The following is a 19,593-nucleotide window of genomic DNA, read 5'->3' on the forward strand; positions in this document are numbered from 1 at the left end:
AAGATGGCCGTTCCGACTGGGACCACCAGTGGGGCGCCGGCCCGTACCGCGGCCGGGGATTCCGATCCCGGCCGCGGTACGCGTGCGGAGAGTGAGAACGGGCGACGCTTTGGGCTGAGCGGTCGCCGCGCGTGGCTGTTCGTCGTCCCGACGCTGGCGGTCCTGGCCGTCGTCATCGGGTACCCGGTGATCCGGGCCCTGGTGATGTCGTTCCAGAAGGATGCCGGTCTCGACCCGTCGACGGGCATGTTCGTCGAGGGCGGTTGGGCCGGATTCACCAACTACACGCACTGGATCCTGCAGCAATGCACCTCTCCGGGGGGTGCGGCCGTGGCGTGCCCCCCGGGCACACTCGGGTCCCAGTTCTGGTCGGCGGTCGGTAACACGGCCTTCTTCACCGTCGTCACTGTCGGCATCGAGGTCGCGATCGGCCTGTGGATGGCGATCATCATGGGCAAGACATTCAAAGGTCGCGCACTGCTGCGCGCGGCCGTCCTGATCCCGTGGGCCATCCCGACCGCGGTCACCGCCAAGCTGTGGTACTTCATCTTCGCCTACGACGGCATCGCCAACCGGTTACTCGGCACCCAGATTCTGTGGACGTCGGACGAATGGCCGGCCCGCTTCGCCGTGATCATCTCCGACGTCTGGAAAACCACTCCGTTCATGGCACTGCTGATCCTCGCCGGTCTGCAGATGATTCCTCAGGACGTGTACGAGGCAGCCCGCGTCGACGGCGCCTCGGCGTGGCAGCGGTTCCGCCGGATCACACTCCCTCTGGTCAAGCCTGCTCTGATGGTGGCGATCCTGTTCCGCACCATGGACGCCCTGCGCATGTACGACCTGCCCGCCATCCTGACGGGCGGCAACCCTGCCACCACCACCGTGTCGATACTGGTGGTCGACCAGGTGCGGCAAGGGTTCAACAGCGCGTCGGCGCTCTCGACCATCACATTCCTGATGATCTTCGCGGTCGCATTCGTCCTCGTGAAGTTTCTCGGTGCCAATGCCGTCGAAACTCAGGAAGCACAGCGAAAGGGGCCGAAGCCGTGACGCATCGCGCACCGGAACCGGACGTCCCCGACACCTCGGTGCGGCGCAACCGTCCCCGGCGATTCGCTTTCAAGAACACCCGCATCTACGTCGGCGTCGCGATCATCCTCGTCTGGGGTCTCGCCCCGTTCTACTGGATGATGGTGACGGCGTTCCGCGACCCCGACTACACCTTCGACACCACACCGTGGCCGACGCACCTGACCCTCGAAAACTTCCAGAACGCGTTGTCGACGAGCAGCGGCAACAACTTCACGCGGGCCCTGATCAACAGCATGATCGTCGGTGGCGTCACCACCGCGGTGGCTCTGGCTGTCGGTATCTTCACCGCCTACGCCCTGGCTCGCATCGAGTTCCGGTTCAAGTACGTGGTGGTCGGCATCGTGCTCGGCGCGTCGATGTTCCCCGTCGTCGCACTGGTCACTCCGCTGTTCCAGTTCTTCACGAACATCGGCTGGATCGGCACCTACCAGGCGATGATCATCCCCAACATCTCGTTCGTCCTCCCGCTCACCATCTACACCCTGACGTCGTTCTTCAAAGAACTCCCGTGGGAGCTCGAGGAGGCGGCCCGGATCGACGGCGCCAACCGGGGCCAGGCGTTCCGGCTGGTGATGTTGCCGCTGGCCGCGCCCGCGCTGTTCACCACCGCCATCCTGGCGTTCATCGCCACCGTCAACGAGTATCTCCTCGCCAGCCAGCTGTCGAGTGATGCCACCGAACCGGTCACCGTCGCGATCGCCCGGTTCTCCGGCAACGACCCGCATGTCGTGCCGTACGCGGCGATCATGGCAGCGGGCACCATCGTCACCATTCCGCTGGTGATCATGGTGCTGCTGTTCCAGCGCCGCATCGTGTCGGGGCTGACGGCCGGCGGCGTGAAGAGCTAACACCAGATGCATCCGGTGGCGAAGCGGCAGCGACTCGAGGTTCTCATCGGAATCCTCGGGTTCTTCACGGTGATGGCGTTCATCGCCGCGGTCGTGGAGGTGGTGAACGGTGATCCCGGTGTCACACCGGCGCTGGTGTTGCTGGGTTGTCTGCTGCTGTCGGGGCTCGCAGTTGCTGCGCGCGCCCGCGTCCGCTGAAACAGGACAAGTGGTCGGATTATTTGCTGATCGGTAGCGCGGTGCGCGTCACACTCGGGGCAATCACATAACATACGTACGGGGTGGGTGCGATGATCCTCCGTGACCGGATACCTGACCGGGAGTGTGTAAGTGAGTTCTGGCAACGACGCGACGGGCGATGGCACCGCCGAGTCCGGTGGCACGCCTGTCGGTGACGACGGCGCAGCAGCGACGAGCACGCCGCGAGCAGGGAAGAAGAAGTCCCGCCGCTGGCGCACGTTCCGCCGCGTCGGTCTGGGCGTGATTGCGCTCGTGCTGGTCATTCCCCTCGTGATGTTCCTGGTGAGTTACGTCCAGGCCGAGGTCCCGCGCCCGTCGGATATGAAGACCAATCAGGTGGCGACGGTGTTGGCCGCGGACGGCGCCACCGAATTGGCCAAGGTGATTCCCCCGGAGGGTAACCGCACCGAAATCGCGCTCGGGGAGATACCGCAGCACGTCCGGGACGCTGTCCTGTCGGCGGAGGACCGGAACTTCTACTCCAACCCCGGCTTCTCGATCACGGGATTCGTGCGAGCCGCCCGCGACAACGTCCTCGGCAAGGAAAGCGCTGGTGGCGGGTCGACGATCACCCAGCAGTACGTCAAGAACGTGCTGGTCGGCGCCGACCGAAACGTGTATCGGAAGATGCGCGAACTCGTCATCTCCACCAAAATGGCCCGCGAATGGTCGAAGGACGAGATCCTCGCGGCGTACCTCAACACCATCTATTTCGGCCGTGGTGCCTATGGCATCGAGGCGGCGTCGCGGGCGTACTTCGACAAGCCGGTCGGTGAGCTGTCGGTGGCCGAAGGCGCCGTGCTGGCCTCGGTGATCCAGAGCCCGTCGTACCTCGACCCCGAAGCGAACGTCGACCAGTTGCAGGCCCGGTGGAACTACGTGCTCGACGGCATGGTCGAGATGGGTGTGCTCACCTCCCAGGACCGCAGCGAGATCGAGTTTCCGGCCGCGGCGCCGGCCAATCGGCCCACCGACGCCAACTCCGCGCCCGGCCCGGAGGGTCTGATCCGCAACCAGGTCCTCCGGGAGCTGTCGGACGCCGGGATCTCCGAGCAGACGCTGAACACCGAGGGCCTACAGATCACCACGACGATCGACCCGAAAGCGCAGCAGGCCGCGATCGACTCCGTGCACGAAACTCTTGAAGGGGAGGATCCCGGTCTGCGCACCGCGGTGGTGTCCATCGATCCGCGCACCGGCGGTGTCCGTGCCTATTACGGCGGTGAGGACGGTGCCGGATTCGACTACGCGCAGGCTCCGCTGCAGACGGGCTCGTCGTTCAAGGTGTTCGGCTTGGCCGCCGCGCTCGAGCAGGGAATTCCGCTCTCTGCACGCTTCAGCAGCGCCCCGCTGACCGTCGGCAACGTGCAGATCGGCAACGTCGAGGGTGAATCCTGCGGCACGTGCACCATCGCCGAGGCCACCAAACGGTCACTGAACACCAGTTTCTACCGGCTCATGATGTCCTTGGACAACGGTCCGCAGGCCATCGCCGACGCCGCGCACAAGGCGGGGATTCCCGAGTTCATCCCCGGGGTACAGGGCAAAACGTTGAGTGAGAACGGCGGCGAACCCGAGGGCGGCATCGTTCTCGGTCAGTACTTGTCCCGTCCGATCGATATGGCGTCGGCGTATGCGACGCTCGCCGCCTCGGGCATCTACCACCCGCCGTACTTCGTCCAGCGCGTGGTGACCGCCGATGGAGTGGTCCTGTTCGATCGGGCGCCGAGCCCCGGGGAGCGTCGACTCGAGGCCGCGGTCGCCGACAACATCAGCCAGGCCTTGATGCCGGTGGCTGCCTATTCCCGTGGTCACGCACTCGCGGGAGGACGACCGTCGGCGGCGAAGACGGGCACCGCGCAGCTGGGCGATACCGGTGAGAACAAGGACGCCTGGATGGTCGGTTACACGCCGTCGTTGTCGACGGCGGTGTGGATCGGTAAGGCCGACGCCACCGCGATCAACAACAGCTGGGGTGGGCTGATCTACGGGTCCAGCCTGCCGTCCGACATCTGGAAGGGAACGATGGACGGTGCCCTCGAGGACACCGACTGGGAAGAATTCCCCTGGCCGGACCCCATCGGTGGGCAGGCGGGTGTTCCTTCGTGGAGCGGCGTTTCGAGTAGCGGCAGCGGGTCCGGAAGTGGCAGCGGGTCCGGAAGTGGCAACGGCCAAACCGCCAGCCCGGCGCCCGTAGAGGCGCCGCCGCCGGCACCGTTACCGCCGATTCAGCCCCCGCCGCAGCTCCAGTTACCGGCGCCCACGCAGATCGAAATTCTGCCGGGCGTGATCATTCCGCTGCCAGGCTAGAGTCGGCCGAACTTTCAGCCCAGGCTGCGGTACCCACCGCCCGGTGGTGCACGATGCGGGAGCACCACGATTCGCAGCGCTGCTCGTAGGCTGTCGGACGTCTTGGCCCAGGACTGGGCTTCGCTCTCACACATGTCCGCTTCTTCGGAGTCGTTCTCGCGGGCGAGTTCCGCGTTGTGGCGCCACTCGACTTCCTGGTCGGAGCAGAGGCGCAGGAATTCGAGGATGGTGTCTCGATCGCGACCGCAGATTTCGGCGACATCGTCGGCGTCCAGCCCGCTGTCGGAGTCCAGATGAATCAGGGTCATCAGTGCCGCGGGCAGCTCGTGGCTGCCGTGCTCGTCGGTGCCGATCGGACTCGTGGCGGTGGTGTTGAGGGTGCCGCCCAGGCGTTCGGCGAATGCCTCGTCGGCGGTATCGACGAGGTGCTCGAAAGTGCGGAACACCGACAGCAGATGTTCGGCCGCGAAAGGCGAACCGTCGATTCGCATGACGGCGACCACGTTGTCGACTATCAGCAGGAATTTGATGTCGGACCACTGACGGTTGAGATCGGCCAACGCTTCCGCAGCGCGGGTCCGGTCACTGATCGAATGGACCACGCGGGCAAACACCTCGACCCGGGCGTCGTCGTCGAGCACCCTGACGTAGGTGGGCATGTCACCGACCCAGACGAGGATGTCTCCGTCCCCGTCCTTCTCCGGTGCTTGCCCGAGCATCGATTCGACGGCCGTGTCGACGAGTTCCCGTAGACCTGTTCCGTTGCGCTGCCGAGCCGGTGTCTCGTCGGGGACGTCGAGCGGCGGGACATCGTGTCGACCCCGGGTGATCGCGTGCAGGAACGACGGATGCATGAGATCCCAGATTTCCCGGAACACGGCGATGGTCATCGTCGCCAGCCGAGTGGCCTCGGTGCGGTCGGCGTCGAGATAGAACGAAGCAGAGCCGTTACCCTCGTCGACGTCCGCCACCGCGTCCGGGCGGTTCCACCCGAGTTCGATCAGCCGATCGTGATCTTCCTCGGAAAGTTGACGCGCCGGATGCAGGAAAAGGTTGGACGGCACCTCACACCGCACCGCGTCACCGGCCCAGGCGAAGAATCGCACGCACGCGGCCGTCTCGGTGAGGCCGTCGTCGGTGCTGTCGTAACGCGACACCAGCACCAACTCGTCGTCGTCCTGCATTGCGCGCACATACCGGGTCAGACGGTCCTGGAACTGCGTCCATGCGTCGTCGATCTCCCGATCGAAAATGTTCTCGGACATCACGCCTCCCTCGATGAATCCTGGGTGTCACCGTAGAGGGCGGGTACGACAAGTATTCGAACACAAAGGCGAATGCCCCTTACGGCGCGATGAAAAGCGCCGAAAGGGGCATTCGCCTCGGGAACGGTCCTACGCGTCGATGATGAACGCCTCGAGCTCGGTGCGAGCCTTGTCGTCCGCCATCTGAACCGGCGGGGACTTCATCAGGTACGCGGAAGCCGGGTAGACGGGTCCACCGATGCCGCGGTCCTTGGCAATCTTGGCGGCGCGGACGGCGTCGATGATGATGCCGGCCGAGTTGGGTGAGTCCCAGACCTCGAGCTTGTATTCCAGGTTCAGGGGCACGTCGCCGAACGCACGACCCTCGAGGCGCACGTACGCCCACTTGCGGTCGTCGAGCCAGCCGACGTGGTCCGACGGGCCGATGTGCACGTTGCCGGGACCGAGGTCGCGGGTCAGGTTCGACGTCACAGCCTGCGTCTTGGAGATCTTCTTCGACTCGAGGCGGTCCCGCTCGAGCATGTTCTTGAAGTCCATGTTGCCGCCGACGTTGAGCTGCATGGTGCGGTCGAGCTGCACGCCGCGGTCCTCGAACAGCTTCGCCATGACGCGGTGGGTGATGGTGGCACCGACCTGCGACTTGATGTCGTCACCGACGATCGGGACGCCGGCGTCCTTGAACTTCGCCGCCCACTCGGGGTCGGAGGCGATGAACACGGGCAGGGCGTTGACGAACGCGACACCCGCGTCGATGGCGCACTGGGCGTAGAACTTGTCGGCATCCTCGGAACCCACGGGCAGGTACGACACCAGCACGTCGACCTCGGCGTCCTTCAACGCCTTGACGACGTCGACGGGCTCGGCCTCGGAGATCTCGATGGTCTCGGCGTAGTACTTGCCGATGCCGTCGAGGGTGGGGCCGCGCAGCACCGGCACGTCGGCCGGCGGAACGTCTGCGATCTTGATGGTGTTGTTCTCGCTGGCGAAGATGGCCTCGGAGAGGTCGAATCCGACCTTCTTGGCGTCGACATCGAAAGCGGCGACGAACTGGACGTCGCGAACGTGGTACTTGCCGAACTTGACGTGCATGAGGCCGGGAACGGTCGCCGTCTCGTCGGCGTCCTTGTAGTACTGCACGCCCTGAACCAAGGACGAGGCACAGTTCCCCACGCCCACAATGGCTACGCGCACCGCGGTGCTGTTCTCACCCATGGTCGGGTTCTCCTTCTTTATTAGGTGTTGCTGTCGATTGCTCGGCGGCGATCAGCTCGTTGAGCCAGCGCACTTCGCGCTCGCTGGATTCGAGTCCGAGCTGGTGAAGCTGACGGGTGTAGCGGTCTATCGACCCGCTGGCCCGTCCCACGGCTTCGCGGAGCCCCTCGCGGCGCTCCTCGACCTGGCGTCGTCTGCCTTCGAGAATGCGCATCCGCGCCTCTGCGGGTGTGCGGCTGAAGAAGGCGAGATGAACACCGAAACCGTCATCGGTGTAGTTCTGCGGACCCGTGTCGGCGACCAGTTCCTTGAACCGCTCCCTGCCGACCGGTGTGAGCTGATAGACGCGGCGGGCGCGACGCTTGACGGTGCCCGGGGCACCTGCGTCCTCGGCGATCAGACCGTCCGCCTGCATGCGTCGCAGAGTGGGATAGAGGGAACCGTAGGAGAACGCGCGAAACGCACCCAGCAGTCCCGTCAACCGCTTCCGCAGCTCATATCCGTGCATGGGTGACTCGTGGAGCAGCCCGAGAATTGCCAATTCGAGCACTTGTCCACCCCCTGAGTCGCCAGACCTAACCGTGTGATGCGATGCCGAACTATATCGCACCGATATATACGAAGATACGCGTGGGCGATACATGGGACAAGTCGTCACAGATTGTTTGTGGGTGGCTTCGGCCGGCCGGTTCGCGCGTCAGCCGCGCCGTTCACAACCTCCGTAGGAACTACGTCTAGTCACCGAACGGGTAGACGGCGACGATCTCACCGTCGAAGGTGACGTTGAAGTATCCGGTGTTGCCGGCTTCGTTGTTTGCGTACACGGAGATGATCGGCGGCCCTTGTTCTTCGCCGGGCTCGAAGCCGAAGGACAGGTGATCCACGGTTCCGTTGGGCACTCGGACGCTTTCCGGTGCGCCTTTCAGCAGGCCGGCGAGGGCCGGAAGGTCCACGGCGGCGAGGTCGAACGACCGCTCGTCGGCGTCGCGGGTGGAGACGCTTCCCCAGCTGTCGAATTCTCCGTCGTAGTGGTAGGGGTCGGACTGGGACGGGTTTCCGGTTGCCTGCCGGTCGAGAACGGCATGTTCGGGGAAGAGATCGACTTCATCTGCGATGGTGTCACCGAACTCTGCGCGGTACTCGTCGATGAAATATTGAACCCCGCTGCCGGTGGTCAGGGTGGGAAGCGACTTCGACGGTCCGGCGTCATCCCCGATCGACCCCGCGATTGCGCCGACTACCGCAGCGCTCGCGACGATCGCACCGGCGGCGATCCACCGTCGCCGGGACCTGCGCTGTTTCGGGCGGACGACGGGAGCATTGGCCAATCGACTCGGAATTTGCAGGTCACCGACGAGCCGGTCGAGCTCGTCGAAGGTCTTCGCGCTCATCGCCCGGGCTGTGCGGTAGCTGTGTTCCTCAGCCGAGATCTGACCGTCGGCCTGAGCCGCGTCGAGGACTCCGCATGCGTCGGCCCGATCGGAGTCGCGGGCCCGTAGCCCGGCGAGGCTGGTCTTGTTCATCGTGTCCTATCCACTGAACGGCGAGACGCGGAGGACCGAACCCGCCGGCGTGACCACGATCATTCCGCTCTCGTCGAAGTCGTTGCTCGCGTAGATCCGCACGATGGGCGTGCCGCCGTCGGTGTCGATTCCGAGGTAGTCCACCTTTGCATCCGGAACATTGATAGCCGTGGGCGCCGTCGCCACGATGTCCGCCAGAGCATCTACATTCAGGCTGGTGAGGTCGATGATCGGGGCGTCGACCTTCCGAGTGGTCGCCGGACGTGACGGCGAGAACCCGCCCCGGTAGTCGTACGAGACCAGCCGATTCGGCTCCAGCGGTTGTGCGCGCTCGAAGTTGGCGTGTTGTGGATACAGGTTCAACTCGTCGACGACCGTGTCACCGAACTTGGCGCGGTACTGATCGATGAAGAGGGTCATTCCGTCACGCGTGGTGAGGTCCGGCGTCGGTATCACCACCGGTGCGACTGCACCGAGATCGATGGAGGCCGGTTGCGCGGCGGGTGCGGGGGCCTGCGCGTCGTCGCTGTCGGTGAGGGTGAAGGCCCCGACAGCGGCAATGACGGCGGCGGCTGCGACTGCTGCGGTGAACAGGTGGCGGCGGGTTTCGCGGGGAGGCCTGGCGTCGGGCGGTGCATCCGCGGGGCGCTGCAGGTCGCCGACGAGGGCTTCGAGTTCGTCGAGTGTGCGCGCTCCGGCGGCGAGTTCCGACATGGCGCGGTGCTCGTCCTGACTGAGCTGTCCGTCCCCGAAGGCGCCGTCGAGTATCGCCGCGGTGTTGGCGCGGTCGATGTCACGCGCGCGCGTGTTCGCTGGGTATCGGCTGGCCACGCAGAGATCTTAGTGTGCGGACCGCTATTGCGCTGGGACGATCTGCAGAACTTCGCCGCCGAGGCCGGCCTTGAGGTACCCGCCGCCTAGGTTGTCGGCGCCGTTGACGTAGATGTTCATGGTCGGGCCCCTGCCACCGTCGGCGATGAGGACGTGGCCGATGCTGCCGTCGGGGGCGCCGACCAGCCGAGGAGCATCGCCGAGCAGTGCCCCCAGCACAGCGACGTCGACCTGCCGCAGATCGACGTCGGCGGTGCCGGGCAACCGCGCGGTGCGCGGTCCCCACGGGGTGAAGCCGCCACGGAAGGAGTAGGTGTCGGCCTGACCGGATGCTTCCGCCACCGTTCTCTTTGCGAGGGCGTAGCCCGGGTACAGCGCCATTTGATGAGCCGTGAGGTCGCCGAACTCGCGCTGATAGGCGTCGAACACCGCTGCGATGCCGTCCGGTGTCAGCGGCTGAACCACCCCGGCGATCCGCGACTCGGCGTCCGCCACCGGCGGCTCCTGGACGGGAAAACCGACGGGCCGCTCGACCTGGACGGGTACGGAACCGCCGGCCGGCTCGGGGCCGCCGTGCTGCGTCAGTGCGACTGCGACGATTCCCGCTCCCACCACCACCGCGATACCCATGGCGATTCGCAGAACTGTTCCGGGGGTTCGGGCAGAGCGAACGGGTACTTCATCGGTGAGGCTGGCGGGCAACTGTAGGTCGCTGATCAGGAGGTGCAGTTCTGCCAGCGTCTTCGCCGACATGGCCTGCGAGGTGCGGTCATGGTACTCGCCGGCACCGAGCTGTCCGTCGGCGTAAGCGGCGTCGAGCTGGCTGCACGCATTGACGCGGTCGAGGTCGCGTGCACGGGTGCGCGAGGACGGTCCGGAGGCCACATCGGCATCGTAGTGGGGGAACGGCGTTTGACCAGCGTCACTCGACCGACCCCTTTCCTCCTGACGCCACGCACGTACTCTGGTCTCCGTGCGGATACAGCGGCAGGTGGTGGACTACGCGCTTCAGCGCAAGTCTCTGCTGGCCGAGGTCTACTCGGGCAGGACGGGCGTCACGGAGGTCTGTGATGCCAGCCCGTACCTGCTTCGAGCCGCGAAGTTCCACGGCAAGGGCAGTGACGTCGTGTGTCCTATCTGCCGGAAAGAGCAGTTGACCCTGGTTTCCTGGGTCTTCGGCGACAAGCTGGGCCCAGTGTCGGGTTCGGCTCGGACGGCCGAGGAGCTGGTGCGTCTCGCAGCCACTCAGGAGGAGTTTTCGGTTCACGTGGTCGAGGTGTGCAGAACCTGTAGCTGGAACCATCTGGTTCAGTCTTATGTTCTCGGTAATGTGCCCGCACCGAAGAGGCCGAGGCGATCTTCGCCGAGGCCTCGGCCGCCGAGTCGGCGGACCGCGAGCGAATAGAACGCCCGAACACGGACGAGGGCCGAGGACTGCCCACTGACGTGACGCCGGACTGAAACAGGTCCACAACCACTGGAGATTTGTACGTGAGTTCCCCCCGCAGCAACGCCCCGGGTGATCGACCGAACGGACCGAGACGACCGAGTGGCCCCCCGCCACAGGGGCGCCCCGGAGGTCCACCACCCCGCGGCGGACAGCCTGCAGGTGGGCCGCCACCGCGCCGTATGCCTCCCCCGCCGCAGGGTGGTGGACGTCCCCCCGGACCGCCGCCGCGTCGTATGCCTCCCCCGCCGCAGGGTGGGGGCCGTCCTCCGGGGCCGCCGCCGCGTCGTCCCGGTCCTCCGCCGGGCCGTCCCGGTCCCCCGCCAGGCCGTCCGGTTGCCGGTCCTCGCAGTGCGCCGCCCCCTGGTGGGCGTCCTCCGGGTCCGCCGCCGACGGGCGGTCGCCGGCCGGGAGGCAACGCTGGTGGACCGCCGCGGAAACCGCCGGCGAAGGACAAGTCGAGGTGGAGGATCGTGCGCCGCGCCGCCTACACATGTGTCGCGCTGGGCCTGATCATTCCGATCCTACTGTTCATGGCCGCCTACGTCGTGCAGGAAGTTCCGCGTCCCGGCGACCTGAAGACCAACCAGGTGGCCACCATCTACGCCGCCGACGGCACGTCGGTGCTGAGCAAGGTCGTGCCGCCGGAGGGTAACCGCACCGAGGTCACCCTCGACCAGATCCCGAAGCACACCCGGGACGCGGTGCTGGCAGCCGAGGACCGCGACTTCTACTCGAACCCCGGCTTCTCGGTCGGCGGTTTCGCCCGCGCCGCCCGCGACAATGTCCTGGGTAAAGACAGCGCGGGTGGTGGCTCGACCATCACCCAGCAATACGTGAAGAAGACGATGGTGGGTTCCGAACGGTCGCTGACGCGAAAGATGAAGGAACTGGTCATCTCGTCGAAGATGGCCCGGGAATGGTCCAAGGACGACATCCTGGCCGCCTACCTGAACACCATCTACTTCGGCCGTGGTGCGTACGGCATCGCGGCGGCGTCGAAGGCGTACTTCAACAAGCCCGTCGACCAGCTCACCGTCGAGGAGAGCGCGGTTCTGGCGTCGTCGATCCAGTTGCCGTCGCTGCTCGATCCGGAGACGAATCCCGAGGGTGCGCAGTCGCGGTGGAACTACGTCCTCGACGGCATGGTCACCGCAGGCACGCTCGAACAGTCGGCTCGCGCGGGCATGCAGTATCCGCCCTATGTGCCCCTCGCCCAGGTCGACAACGGTAACCAGGACACCGGTCCGGAGGGCTTGATCAAGAACCAGGTCCTGCGGGAGCTGGGTGACGCCGGAATCGGCGAGCAGCTGCTGAACACCGAGGGACTGCAGATCACGACGACGATCGACCCGGTCGCGCAGGCCGCCGCGGTGGACTCGGTGCGTTCCAACCTGGAGGGTGAGCCGGAGAACCTGCGGACCGGTGTGGTGTCCGTGGACCCGAAGTCCGGCGCGGTACGGGCCTACTACGGCGGCGAGGACGGCGGCGGTTACGACTTCGCCAACGCCGGACTGCAGACCGGTTCGTCGTTCAAGGTGTTCGGTCTCGCCGCGGCCCTCGACCAGGGCATCCCGCTGTCGCAGATGTACGACAGCTCGGAGCTCACGGTCAACGGCATCACGATCAGCAACGTCGAGGGCGAGGGTTGCGGCACCTGCACCATCGCCGAGGCCCTCAAGCGGTCGCTCAACACCAGCTTCTACCGTCAGCAACTCGAAATCGACGGCGGGCCGCAGGCGATCGCCGAGATGGCCCACCGGGCGGGTATCCCGGAGGAGATCCCCGGTGTCGGGCCGACGCTGACCGAGCCGGACGGCAGTGGTCCCAACAACGGCATCGTGCTGGGTCAGTACCAGTCGCGCGTGCTCGACATGGCGTCCTCCTATGCCACGTTGGCGGCGTCGGGTGTGTACCGCGCCCCGCACTTCGTGCAGAAGGTGGTCAGCGCGGACGGCACCGTGTTGCTCGACCGCGGTGTCGATCCGGGCGAGGAGCGCATCGACAAGGACGTCGCCGACAACGTGACGGCCGCGATGGAGCCGATCGCCGGATATTCGCGCGGCCACAACCTGGCCGGTGGACGGCCGTCCGCGGCCAAGACGGGTACCGCGCAGCTCGGGGACACCGGGCAGAACAAGGACGCCTGGATGGTGGGGTACACCCCGTCGCTGTCCACGGCGGTCTGGGTGGGCACCACCGATGGTCAGGCTCTCGAAAACAGCAACGGTGCCATGATCTACGGCTCCGGCCTGCCGTCCGACATCTGGAAGGACACGATGGACGGGGCCCTCGAAGGCACCCCCGTCGAGAAGTTCCCGAAGCCGGGTCCCATCGGAGGCCAGTCGGGTCTGCCGGCGTATTCCGCCCCGGCGCCTCCCAAGACGTCTGCGCCGCCGACGAGTACCTTCCAGCTGCCGACGCAGCTCGTGCCGCCTGTGGTGGTGACGCCGTCACCGGTCGAAATCCTGCCCGGCATCACCATTCCGGTTCCGGGTCTGGCGCCGAGACCGACCACACCGGCACCGGTGGTGCCGGCCGAACCGGAGATCACGACACCGCCGAACGCGGGCAACGGTCAGCGGCAGATTCCGACGGGTTAGCGGCGACCGGTAGCCTCGCGTAGTGGCCGAAAACCCGAACGCGCACCTCGTCCGAGACGCGGGCGAGGTGGAATTCGTCTCGCCCGCACCATTGGCGGAGGATCAGCGTTCGGCGGACTGGCGGGATGTTCCCGGCCGCACCGACCCGCTGGTGTCGGAGCTGTCCGGGGTGATCGGTGGCCCGGTAGGTCGGCACGCGGTGGTGGGGCGCAGTCGGTTCTTCACGCCGATGCGGGCGATCCTGTTGTTGGCGGTCGTCTTTCTCGCGCTCGGCTGGTTCGCCAAGGCGCCCTGTATCCAGCAGGCCCCGGTGGGCGCGAACGGTGCGCTGGGTCTCGACTGGAGCGGTAACCGGCAATATGTCGCGATGTGTTACTCCGACACCGTGCCGCTGTACGGGGCCGAACGGCTGAACGAGGGCGCCTTCCCATACAAGAAGTGGTGGGAGGAAGACGCCGGCAACGGCCAGATGCAGCGCCGCTACATGGAGTACCCGGTGGTGTCGGGTCTGTATCAATACGGCGCCATGGCGGTGGCCAAGGCGTGGGACGCCGTCCACTGGCTACCGGGTGCCCTGCAGGTCGCCATCTATTTCAATGTGGTGGCGCTCGGGCTGGCCGTGGCGTGGCTCGTCACCGTCTGGGCCAGTGCGCTTCTGGCCGGGCGCCGTGTCTGGGACGCCGCGCTGGTGGCCGGTTCACCGCTCGTGATCGTCCATGCGTTCACCAATTTCGACCCGCTGGCAACAGCTTTCGCTACCGGTGGCCTGCTTGCGTGGTCGCGGAAACGTCCGGTGCTCGCCGGTGTCCTACTCGGTCTCGGTGGCGCGGCCAAACTGTATCCGCTGCTACTCCTCGGACCACTGCTGGTGCTGTGCGTGCGCACCGGCAAGACTCGGGACTGGTCGGTGACCGCGTTGACCGCGATAAGCACGTGGCTCGCGGTCAATCTGCCTATCGCCCTGCTCTTCCCGCGCGGGTGGGCCGAATTCTTCAGACTCAATTCCGAACGCGGCGCCGACCCCGACTCGCTGTACAACGTCGTCACTTCGTTCACCGGGTGGACCGGTTTCGACGGCGTTCTCCCGGTAGGGCAGGCGCCGACCATCCTCAACGCGGTGTCGTTCGTACTGTTCGCTCTGGTCTGTGTGGGCGTGGGCTATGTCGCGCTCACCGCGCCGCAGCGTCCCCGGCTGACGCAGCTGTGCTTTCTGTTGGTCGCCGGTTTCCTTCTCACCAACAAAGTGTGGAGCCCGCAGTATTCGCTGTGGCTCGTCCCGCTGGCTGTGCTCGCCCTACCGCACCGTCGAATTCTTCTCGCGTGGATGACCGTCGACGCCCTGGTGTGGGTGCCCCGCATGATGTACTACCTCGGCGTCTCCAACAAAGGTCTTCCCGAGCAATGGTTCACCTCCGCCGTGGTGGTTCGTGATCTCGCGGTGGTTGCACTGTGCGTTCTGATCATCCGTCAGATCTACCGGCCCGACGAGGACCTCGTGCGGTACGGGTTCATCGACGACCCCTCGGGTGGGGTGCTCGATCAGGCACCGGACGCGCAGCCGCGCCGGTTGCCGGTCTGGTTGCGGCCTCGAGTGTCGAAAAATGCACCACCACAGGACGCCTGGACGACGAGCGGCTAGCGGTTCGCGAGCACGTACGCGGCGCCGACGAGGAACACGGCGATAGAGACGCCGAGCGACATGGCTCTGATCGACCACTGGCGGGCGTCGGCGGCGGCCCGCACCGAACGGTCGTACTCCCCCTGCTCCCACAGTCGGTGGACGGAGAGCGCGCGGAGAAGAGCGACGATGCCGAACGGAACGAAGGCGACCACCGCCAGGATTGCAAGTGGCAGACTGCTTGCGGGCGGCGGCGCCAGCGGGCCGTCGAAGTCTGCCGAGGTGTCCTGATGCTGCGCCGTCATGCATGCCTCCCCGTGGTTCAGCCCACGACCGTGGGCGCCGTCGTGGAGTATAGACCCGCCCAGATGTCTGGAAGTACACCACCTTTCGAGCAGATGGTGGTTACGTTCCGGCTATCCGCCGGCCTGCCCGATGCGCGGGTGTGCACGGGCCGCGACCCAGGCTGCGACCTGGGTGCGCGAGCTGACGGCAAGCTTGTCGAGGATGTGTTCGACGTGGCCGTCGACGGTACGCCGTGAGATCACCAGTGCGTCGGCTATCTGACGATTGCTGAGTCCCTCGGCGAGGAGTTCGGCGATCTGCTGCTCACGACGGGTCAGCGGTGAGGCTTCCGCGGGTGGCGTCGGCGCCGCGTCCGGCCGAGTCCCGAGGGCCAGGTCGACGGCCTGATCGATGGTCAGCCCGACCGCGGGTGCCGCGAGCCGGGCGAACTCGTCCGCTCCGATTGTGCGAGCGGCCCTGCGCTCCGACGTCAGTGAGTCCTCGGTGATGTGCGGACCGAACGCCACGACGGACGTGCCGAGCCGGCGCCATACCCCCTTTGCTGCACCGCTGAGTGTGGCTGCCCCGCCGGCATCCCCGCTGGATGCCGCCACCCACGACAGCAGCTCGATGGACAGGGCCGTGCAGATCTTGTCCTTGAAGTCATGCTGAATGCGCAATGCCTGCTCAGCCGCCTCGACGGCGTCATCGTGGCGGCCGAGGTGGAAGTATGCGACGCTCGATACCCACAGGGCGTAGGCCTTGTTCCACTTCTCACCGTGTGCGTCCGCCACCGCGATCACCTCACCGCACGTCCGGAGGGCACTGTCGAGCTGACCGTCGTAGGTTTGAGCCATGCCCAGTTCGAACGATGCGGTCAGCACGGACGCGAGATCGCCCAACGAGCGGTGAACGGTGATGGCGTCATGGAACAAGCGGATGGCATCTGCGGGTTTGCCGGAGAACACGGCATGAATGCCGCGCCAGTGGTCGGCGTGTGCCCGCAGCCGATGGTCGCCGAGTGCGGTCGCGAGGTGGGTGCACTCGTCGAGGTGTGCGAGGGCAGCGTCATGATCACCCTGGATGAGGGCGGTCCAGGCGGTCACCCAGAGCACATCCCCCCGCTCGCGGGTGGGCGCGGCGAGGTGCTGGAGGATCCGTTCGAGTCGGATCCGGCCGTCCGACAGGTAGCCGCCCGCGATCCAGTGGTAGCGCAGCGCGACGGCCAGCCGCGCCGCGGCGGCCCGCTGCGAAGCGTCACGAAGCGACCAGTCGAGTGCCGCGACGAAATTGGGGTGATCGATGCGGAGTCCGGCGAGAATCTCGGATTGTCCTGGCCCGCACCAGTCGATCGACGAGCGGTCGGCTCGCGTCGAGTAGTGCTCGAGATGGCGGTGAAATAATTCCTCGCTGTCGCCACTCTTTTCGAGAAGTTCATGACCGTATTCGCGCACGGTCATCAACTGGGAGTAGCGCAGCTGTTCGGTCGTACGGTCGACGGTGACAAGGCATTTGCCGATCAGCCGGTCGAGGACGTCGATGACCGGGGTGTCCGACAGATCTCCGAATCCGCAGATTGCCTCCGCGGCATCGAGATCGAAGCTACCCGAGAAGACGGAGAGCCGCGCCCACAGCAACCGCTCGGTGTCGGAACAGAGTTCGAAACTCCAGTCGATGAGGGCGCGCAGCGTTTGCTGCCGGGGCATCGCCCCCCGGTCGCCGCCGGTGAGGAGCGCGAACCTTTTGTCGAGGCGTTCGACGAGCTGGGACGGCGACAGCGACCGCAACCGCGCCGCGGCGAGTTCGATCGCGAGCGGGATGCCGTCGAGCCGGTTGCACAGCTGGGCAACGGCACGGGCATTGGTGTCGGTGAGTTGGAAGTCGGCGACCACGCTTTGCGCCCGTTCCACGAGCAGCGACACCGACTCGAAGTGCGCGATGTCGGCGGCCCGGCAGTCTTCGATCTCCCCTGGGGTGCTCAGGGGCGGAAGCATATAGACGTACTCACCGGCGATGGAGAGTGGTTCGCGACTCGTCGTGACGATTCGTACCTCCGGCGCCGCCGCGAGGACTGTGCTCACCAATTCGGCTGCAGCGGACAGCAGGTGTTCGCAGTTGTCGAGAACGATCAGCATGTGCCGCGACTGCACGTGATCGATCACCTTGTCCATGACCGCTCGGCTCGACTGGTCGGTCACTCCGAGGGCGACGGCCGCGGCGGACGGTACGGCCTCGGGCTGCCGCACGGAAGCGAGATCGATCCACCGGACGGAGTCGCGGAAGGCGCGGGCGGAGCGCACGGCAAGCTCCTCGGCCAACCGTGTCTTACCGACGCCGCCGACACCCAGGAGCGATACGAGCCGAGATTGCTGTAGGCGTGCGCGGGCTTCCTCGATCTCGCGTCGTCGACCGATGAAGCTGGTCATCGATCTCTTCAGTTCTCTGCTGCGAGTCAGTGGATGCCTCCCATCCCGGAGTGACCAGCTGTGGGACGAACTTACCCCCGCGGTGATGTGACGGCCAACACAGGTAACGAAGGGGGTGTTTTACCCCGTGTGGGGGTGATGTGACGTGGGCCATTGTCGTTGCATACCCCGGTTACCCGCTCGAGTCCCGCCGGGATCGCACGTTCTACGAGGAGCCCATCACCATGTCACAGCCCATTTCTTCTCCCGATGTCGACGTCGTTGTCGTGGGTGCCGGGTTCGCCGGCCTCTACGCGCTCCACAAGCTACGCGACATGATGCAGCTGTCGACCCGCGTCTTCGAGGCCGGCTCCGACGTCGGCGGCACCTGGTTCTGGAATCGGTACCCGGGTGCGCGCTGCGACATCGAGAGCATCCACTACTCCTACTCATTCGACGAGGACCTCCAGCAGGAGTGGCAGTGGAGTGAGAAATTCGCGGGCCAGCCGGAGATTCTCCGCTACCTCGAGCATGTCGCGGACCGCTTCGATCTACGCAAGGACATCACCTTCGGCACGCGGGTGGTCGGCGTCCACTGGGACGACGAGAACTCGCTGTGGACCGTGCACACCGACACCGGCGAGATAGTGCGGAGCCGCTACTTCATTTCCGGGGCCGGCAACCTGTCCGTGCCGAAGACACCGGAGTTCGGCGGCATCGACAGCTTCCGCGGGGAGGTGCTGATGACCGGTAACTGGCCGCACGAGGGCGCCGACTTCACCGGCAAGCGGGTCGCGGTGATCGGTACCGGAGCCAGTGGCATCCAGGCGATCCCGTTCATTGCCCAGGAGGCAGCCGAACTGACGGTCTTCCAGCGCACACCCAACTTCGCGACACCTCTCGGCAACGGCCCGAGCGACTCGGACGAAGTCGCCGAGATCAAACGCAATTACGGCAAGGTGCGGAACGCGGCCCGCAACCACTTCCTCGGCGTGCCCTTCGATCAGGTCCAGCCGTCGGCGCTCGCCGTCGACGCGGAAGAACGGCGCCGCACATTCGACGCGCGCTGGAACGCCGGCGGTTTCCGGCTGTTCATCGACTCCTATCAAGACATCCTGTTCGACAAGAAGGCCAACGACACGATCGCCGATTACATTCGCGACCGGATCCGCGAGCGCGTCCAGGACCCCGAGAAGGCCGCCAAGCTGGCACCGACCGGATACTCGTACGGCACCAAACGCCCTCCCCTGGAGACCAACTACTACGAGGCGTTCAACCGCGACACCGTGAACATCGTCGACGTGAAGACCACGCCGATCGACGAGATCACCGCTACCGGTGTGCGGGTCGGTGACCGCGTCTACGAGGTGGACACGATCGTTCTGGCGACCGGATTCGACGCGATGACCGGCCCCCTCATGGCCATGGACATCCGCGGTCGGGGTGGCCTGCCGTTGGCCCAGAAGTGGGACCACGGCCCCACGACCTATCTCGGCATCATGGTTCACGAGTTCCCGAACCTGTTCCTCATCACCGGCCCGCAGTCGCCGTCGGTGCTCTACAACATGCCGCTCGCCATCGAGGACCACGTCGACTTCGCTACCGATGCGATCGACTACCTGAACCAGCGTGGGCTCGATGTTATCGAGCCCACCAAGGATGCCGAAAATTCCTGGGGCGCATTGACCAATGACATCGCCAATCAGACCCTGCTTCCGGAGACGAACTCGTGGTACATGGGTGCGAATATTCCCGGTAAGCCGAGGGCGTGCATGGTCTACCTCGGCGGGGCTCCTGCTTATCGCGCCACCTGCGCGGAGGTCGTCGCCGACGGCTATGCGGGTTTCATTCTCACCCGCACCGATTCACCGCTCACCGTGTCCTGAACCGAACCCCCGATCCCGAACACCA

General features: G+C 65.9%; 16 protein-coding genes. 8 read left to right on the forward strand and 8 right to left on the reverse strand.

Going from position 1 to position 19,593, the window contains the following annotated elements:
• Window positions 1–3: 3 nt before the first annotated feature.
• The 4 genes from HYG77_RS16835 (at window position 4) to HYG77_RS16850 (ending at window position 4,493) form a co-directional block, all read left to right on the forward strand.
• Complete coding sequence (locus tag HYG77_RS16835; RefSeq protein ID WP_109334627.1) at window positions 4–1,053, forward strand: sugar ABC transporter permease; 1,050 nt, start codon at window positions 4–6, stop codon at window positions 1,051–1,053.
• On the forward strand, window positions 1,050–1,943 hold the full coding sequence (locus HYG77_RS16840) for a carbohydrate ABC transporter permease (RefSeq protein WP_208959966.1): 894 nt from the start codon (window positions 1,050–1,052) through the stop codon (window positions 1,941–1,943). The genes HYG77_RS16835 and HYG77_RS16840 overlap by 4 nt, the downstream gene beginning before the upstream one ends.
• Window positions 1,944–1,949: 6 nt before the next feature.
• Window positions 1,950–2,141: a hypothetical protein gene (locus HYG77_RS16845; protein ID WP_109334625.1), complete on the forward strand. Its 192-nt coding sequence runs from the start codon at window positions 1,950–1,952 to the stop codon at window positions 2,139–2,141.
• A gap of 132 nt (window positions 2,142–2,273) precedes the next feature.
• A complete protein-coding gene (locus HYG77_RS16850) occupies window positions 2,274–4,493 on the forward strand; it encodes a transglycosylase domain-containing protein (protein WP_208959967.1) in 2,220 nt (739 codons plus the stop codon).
• A gap of 14 nt (window positions 4,494–4,507) precedes the next feature.
• Here HYG77_RS16850 and HYG77_RS16855 read toward each other — a convergent pair whose 3' ends face one another.
• From HYG77_RS16855 to HYG77_RS16880, 6 genes are all read right to left on the reverse strand, one after another.
• Window positions 4,508–5,758 (reverse strand): hypothetical protein, encoded by a 1,251-nt coding sequence (locus tag HYG77_RS16855; RefSeq protein WP_109334623.1) that lies wholly within the window; start codon window positions 5,756–5,758, stop codon window positions 4,508–4,510.
• 129 nt (window positions 5,759–5,887) lie between these two features.
• A complete protein-coding gene (locus tag HYG77_RS16860; protein WP_005249652.1) occupies window positions 5,888–6,970 on the reverse strand; it encodes an inositol-3-phosphate synthase in 1,083 nt (360 codons plus the stop codon).
• Window positions 6,963–7,520: a PadR family transcriptional regulator gene (locus tag HYG77_RS16865; protein WP_109334622.1), complete on the reverse strand. Its 558-nt coding sequence runs from the start codon at window positions 7,518–7,520 to the stop codon at window positions 6,963–6,965. The genes HYG77_RS16860 and HYG77_RS16865 overlap by 8 nt, the downstream gene beginning before the upstream one ends.
• A 184-nt stretch (window positions 7,521–7,704) precedes the next feature.
• Window positions 7,705–8,493 (reverse strand): DUF1707 domain-containing protein, encoded by a 789-nt coding sequence (locus HYG77_RS16870; protein ID WP_208959968.1) that lies wholly within the window; start codon window positions 8,491–8,493, stop codon window positions 7,705–7,707.
• Between the two features lie 6 nt (window positions 8,494–8,499).
• On the reverse strand, window positions 8,500–9,324 hold the full coding sequence (locus tag HYG77_RS16875) for a DUF1707 domain-containing protein (RefSeq protein WP_109334620.1): 825 nt from the start codon (window positions 9,322–9,324) through the stop codon (window positions 8,500–8,502).
• A 24-nt stretch (window positions 9,325–9,348) separates the two neighbouring features.
• Window positions 9,349–10,209 (reverse strand): DUF1707 domain-containing protein, encoded by an 861-nt coding sequence (locus HYG77_RS16880; protein ID WP_208959969.1) that lies wholly within the window; start codon window positions 10,207–10,209, stop codon window positions 9,349–9,351.
• Window positions 10,210–10,297: 88 nt separating this feature from the next.
• Between HYG77_RS16880 and HYG77_RS16885 the strand changes: the two genes are divergently transcribed.
• The 3 genes from HYG77_RS16885 (at window position 10,298) to HYG77_RS16895 (ending at window position 15,013) form a co-directional block, all read left to right on the forward strand.
• Window positions 10,298–10,729, forward strand: a complete 432-nt coding sequence (locus HYG77_RS16885; RefSeq protein ID WP_109334618.1) for a DUF5318 domain-containing protein — start codon at window positions 10,298–10,300, stop codon at window positions 10,727–10,729.
• A 278-nt stretch (window positions 10,730–11,007) separates the two neighbouring features.
• Complete coding sequence (locus HYG77_RS16890; RefSeq protein ID WP_230990014.1) at window positions 11,008–13,374, forward strand: transglycosylase domain-containing protein; 2,367 nt, start codon at window positions 11,008–11,010, stop codon at window positions 13,372–13,374.
• A gap of 22 nt (window positions 13,375–13,396) precedes the next feature.
• Window positions 13,397–15,013 (forward strand): glycosyltransferase 87 family protein, encoded by a 1,617-nt coding sequence (locus HYG77_RS16895; protein WP_208959970.1) that lies wholly within the window; start codon window positions 13,397–13,399, stop codon window positions 15,011–15,013.
• Here the strand turns inward: HYG77_RS16895 and HYG77_RS16900 are convergent.
• Both HYG77_RS16900 and HYG77_RS16905 read right to left on the reverse strand, forming a co-directional pair.
• Entirely contained in the window at window positions 15,010–15,297 is a 288-nt protein-coding gene (locus HYG77_RS16900; protein WP_109334615.1) for a CD225/dispanin family protein, read from the reverse strand. The two genes, HYG77_RS16895 and HYG77_RS16900, sit on opposite strands and share 4 nt — an antisense overlap.
• Window positions 15,298–15,408: 111 nt before the next feature.
• Window positions 15,409–17,703 carry a LuxR C-terminal-related transcriptional regulator gene (locus HYG77_RS16905; RefSeq protein WP_208959971.1) on the reverse strand — a complete coding sequence of 765 codons (2,295 nt, stop codon included), beginning with the start codon at window positions 17,701–17,703 and terminating at the stop codon, window positions 15,409–15,411.
• A 224-nt stretch (window positions 17,704–17,927) separates the two neighbouring features.
• Here HYG77_RS16905 and HYG77_RS16910 point away from each other — a divergent pair, with 224 nt between their 5' ends.
• Window positions 17,928–19,568: an NAD(P)/FAD-dependent oxidoreductase gene (locus HYG77_RS16910; protein WP_208959972.1), complete on the forward strand. Its 1,641-nt coding sequence runs from the start codon at window positions 17,928–17,930 to the stop codon at window positions 19,566–19,568.
• The last annotated feature ends 25 nt before the right edge of the window (window positions 19,569–19,593 follow it).

The sequence above is a fragment of the Rhodococcus sp. ZPP genome (genome assembly GCF_017656075.1).
GTDB classification, from domain to species: domain Bacteria; phylum Actinomycetota; class Actinomycetes; order Mycobacteriales; family Mycobacteriaceae; genus Rhodococcus_F; species Rhodococcus_F oxybenzonivorans.